We start from the raw sequence: 4,628 nt of genomic DNA on the forward strand, positions 1-4,628 counted from the left end.
GTTCACTCTGTATTCTTTGATATTGTTGTTTTCAACAATGGCGCTTTGCTCGTTAATGTAAACCGAGCGGATGTTTTTAACAGTTTTTGAAGCATGGGTAACCGCCTTTTGAGCAGCATCTTCCCATCCTTTTTCTGAACTTGTTAAAACTTCAATTACTTTTAAGACAGACATAATATTTTGATTTTTAGGGTTAAAGAGTCCTAAAGTTACAGAATTCATGTTTGAAAAACGAAAAGCGAATGTTAAAGGTTTGTAAACTTAAGCGTTTAGCCATTGATGGCTTCAACTTTTAGTGCTTCATCGTTCAGCATGTCTTTTAGCATGGTTTCAATACCGTTTTTTAATGTTACGGTTGAAGAAGGACATCCGCTACATGCCCCTTGTAAAATTACACGCACGGTTTTTGTTTCCTTATCAAAAGATTTAAAAGCAATATTTCCACCGTCACTTGCCACTGCAGGTTTAACATATTCATTCAGTATGGAAACAATTTGTTTTGAATAATCATCTAGTGCAACTTCAGGGGTTTGCTGCTTAGATGGTTCTTCCTTTGTTTGTGATAGAATTTCATTTTTTAGAATTTCTTTACCTTCTTCAATAAACTTTCTGATAAATTCCCTCAATTCAAGGCTTACATCCTGCCATTCAACAAGGTCATATTTTGAAACTGAAATATAATTGGCACTGATAAAAACCTCTTTCACAAATGAAAAGTGAAATAATGCCTGGGCCAAAGGGGAATACTTTGCCTCATCGATGTTCTTAAATTCAAATGTACCGTCTACTAAAGGTTTATTTGCTACAAATTTTAAAACCGCAGGGTTGGGTGTGCTTTCAGCATAAACAGTTACTGGAACTTTCTTTTCAGAGGGTGCATCTTTAATTAAAACCTCACCGGAGTTTAAATAATCTTCAACCTGTTCAGCAATTTCATTTTCAACCTCAGGCCACTCAACAATGGAGAATTTTTCAATGGCAATAAAATTTTGTGCAATATATACCGTTTTAACAAAAGGAAGATAAAATAGTTGTTGCGCCAAAGGGCTTGACTTGGCGTCATCAATGTTTTTAAATTCATAGCTATTGTTGGAAGTCAAAAACTGATTGGCCACAAATTTTTTTATTTCGGGATTGGAAGTAGAATCAATTTTAATGTTAAAAACGGACATAACAAGTATTTTTTTGCAAATCTATAAAATAAAAACAGAGCAATTCAATATATTTGACAACTTAACACGTTAAGAAAATAATAAACTTTAGGCCTTTAAATCAATTTGAAGGATGCAAGTTGATAAAAAGAAATAAGAATCCCCATTTATGAAACGATTTCTACAAGTTTTCTTGTCTTTTTTTCCGTTGATTGTGTTTTCTCAACCCTATGTCACGGTTGATGTTGATAGTTATACCCATGAAGAGCTTATTATTGATGTGCTTATCAATAACCCTTGTGCCATAGTTGGGAATGTTACGAGCGTTACAGGAACAGATTTTGGAAGTTTAAATGGAATAGGATATTTTGAAAATACCAATCCAAATTTTCCAATGGATGATGGTATCATTTTATCAACAACAAATGCATTACAGGTCCCCGGACCAAACGGGAGTCCGCAGGACGGTGGTGATTGGCCGGGTGACCCCCAGTTGTTTGACTACATTCAAGCTTTGGGTATCGATCCGGGCTTAACTTCTTACAACGATGCTTCTATAATGGAGTTTGACTTTACACCTTTAAATGACTCCATTAGTTTTAATTTTGTTTTTGCATCTAATGAGTACGGAACTTTTCAATGTGATTATTCAGATGCTTTTGCCTTTTTTCTGGAAAATACCGATACAGGGGAAATTACCAATATGGCGTTGGTGCCAGACACACCCGGTGAAGTACCCATTTCTGTCACGACCATAAGAGATCAAGCACATAACGGAGGTTGCTCATCTGCTAATCCTGATTATTTTAGTACCTATTATGGTGCAACAGGTTTGCCAAATAATGAAGCACCAATTAACTTTAATGGGCACACTGTTTTGATGCAAGCTTGGTCCTATGTGACTGCAAATACCACTTATCGTATGAAGTTGGTCATTGCTGACCGAAATGATAGTTCATTTAACTCAGCTGTATTTATTCAAGGAGGAAGTTTTTTCTTGGGGGTAGATCTTGGGGACGACATTACAATAGATAATGGAAATGCAGTTTGTGCCACTGAAGCCATTGAGATTGGGATACTTGGAAGCGTCGATCCTGATGTTGATTATCAATGGTATGTTTATGATGAAGGCCTTATGGATTTTGTAATCATGCCGGGAGAAACCGGACCAACTATAGAAGTTGAAGAATCCGGTACTTTTCAACTTGAAGTTACTTTTTCTAATGGATGCTCTGCTACCGATGAAATATTTGTAGAATTTGTTCCCCAGCCATTTGCAGGTATTCCTGATGATTTAGTGGAATGTGATTTCTCACCCAATGACGGCTTTGCCGAGTTTGACTTAACCGAAGCAGACGATCAGATTATAGACGGTCAAACAGATGTTTTTGTAAGTTATTTTGAAACATTTGAACTGGCAGAAATTGGCGATCCGGACGATCAACTTATAAGCCCCTATACCAATGTTGTTCCGGGAACACAGATTGTATATGCAAGACTGGAAGAAACAAGTGAATTTAGCTGCTACGAAATCGTTGAGTTAACCTTGCAGGTAAACCCTGCCCCTGAGATTGCTGATCCCATCACAGAATTTTTGGTATGCGATGACGATCAGGACGGTTTTGAAATTTTTGATTTGACTTCAAAAGATACCGAGATCCTCAATGGCCTTTTCAATATGAGCATCAACTACTACAACACTTTTGATGATGCCGATCAGGACACCAATCCCATAGTCGACCCTGAGAATTACAACAGTGGTGGAGGGGAGACCATTTTTGTTCGAGTAGAAGGGTTGAACACTACCTGTTACTCGGTAGGGGAGTTTGTTTTGAATTTTCACCCCGTTCCCACCTATACAGACCCTACGCCATTCATACAAATAAACGGGAGCAACGAGTTTGATTTAACCCTGAAGATTCCTGAGATATCAGGAGGCAACCCCAATGTTTCCATCAGTTTTCATATAGATGAGCCCGATGCCTGGGCAGGGGCAAACCCCTTGCCGCTGATGTATACAAGCGTTACAAACCCACAGATCATATGGGTGAGGGTACGCGACATCAATACCGGTTGTGTGGCAGTCACCACCCTGGAGTTGTTTTATGAAAACATCCCGGTATTGATAGAGCCGGATCCTTTAGAATATTGCGACCCCGATAACGATGGTTTTGGAGAGTTTGATTTAGAATCCACCATACTTGAAATAACAGGAGGAGATCCTGATATTACAGTTACCTTTCACGAGACCCAGTCCAATGCTGAAAACGGAATATTACCCTTGCCCAATCCTTATCCCAATGTGGTGATCTACTCCCAAACAGTCTATGCACGTGGGGAGAGTATGACCTCCGGGAGCTATGATGTGGTCCCCCTAGAGCTCCAGGTATTGGACAGTCCTCAGATAGAAGATCCCTCGCCATTGGTTGAGTGTGATTACAATAACAACGGCACGGCCATTTTTGATTTAACATTAGTGGAGGAAGAGTTGTTTGCCACGATTCCCGATCCATCGGGTTATACGGTGAGCTACTACCAGACCCAGGCGGATGCCGATGCGGGCACCAATCCGATAGGTACCCCCACGTCCTATGTAAACCTGAGCAACCCCCAGACAATTTACATAGTTGTAGAAGACATTGTCAACGGCTGTCAAAGCCAGACCACTGTAGAACTTCAGGTGGCCCCTCTTCCTGATATCACCTATCCCTTTGAGTTGGAGCTGTGTGATGCTAACAATCCGGGCGACGAGATAGAGTCGTTTGATATAAACGCCCTGATTCCTCAGATCAGCAACGAAGACCCGAGTTTGGAAGTGAGTTTTCACGCGAGCCACGCAGAGGCCCAGAGCGGCGACAATGCATTGGAGAGTCCGTATGAAAACACGGTCAACCCCCAAGACCTATGGATACGTGTTGAAGACCCTTCGACAGGCTGTGTGCTAGCTGAGTTTGAGATGACCGTGACTTTGATTGTCAATCCGTTGCCCAGTCCTTCGACGCCCGAGCCACTGGAAGCCTGTGACCCGGACAGCGATGGTTTTGCGGAGTTTGATTTGGAGAGCACTATAGTTGAGATCCAAAACGGCGAGCCCGATGTGACCATTACCTTCCACGAGACACTTCTGGACGCAGAGCAAGGGCAGTTTTCATTGAGCAGTCCCTACTTCAATATCGTTGCAGAGAGCCAAATCATCTATGTACGTGTGGAGAACGACATCACGGGCTGCTATAGGATAGTGGAGCTGGAACTGGTTGTTCTTCCGACCCCTGAGATACCGACCGAGCTTCCACCCTTGATAGTATGCAGTGAAGACCAGACCGATATAGGGATTATCTTTGATTTGACTGATCAGGCAGCTTTGATTTATGGCGATCAGGACCCGGGCTTTTACACCCTGACCTATCACGAGAGCGAAGCTGCTGCACAAGCAGGCACGCCATCGATAGTAAGCCCTGAGAGCTATGCCAACACGAG

Annotated in this window: 3 protein-coding genes; 1 reads left to right on the top strand and 2 read right to left on the bottom strand. The window is 41.6% G+C overall.

Translation table 11 applies throughout. From position 1 onward, the window contains the following. Together AACY61_RS08985 and AACY61_RS08990 are read right to left on the bottom strand one after the other, a co-directional pair. Positions 1-174, bottom strand: a 174-nt coding sequence (locus AACY61_RS08985) for a dodecin family protein (protein WP_339611242.1), incomplete at its 3' end; no start/stop codon positions are given. A gap of 95 nt (positions 175-269) precedes the next feature. Further along, the gene (locus AACY61_RS08990) at positions 270-1,172 is read right to left on the bottom strand and encodes a NifU family protein (protein WP_339611240.1); all 903 of its coding nucleotides are present in this window, start codon (positions 1,170-1,172) and stop codon (positions 270-272) included. 148 nt (positions 1,173-1,320) lie between these two features. Here AACY61_RS08990 and AACY61_RS08995 point away from each other — a divergent pair. Further along, a partial coding sequence (locus AACY61_RS08995; RefSeq protein WP_339611241.1) for a choice-of-anchor L domain-containing protein occupies positions 1,321-4,628 on the top strand: 3,308 nt, incomplete at its 3' end.

It is taken from the genome of uncultured Planktosalinus sp., assembly GCF_963973675.1.
Classification (GTDB): Bacteria; Bacteroidota; Bacteroidia; order Flavobacteriales; family Flavobacteriaceae; genus Planktosalinus.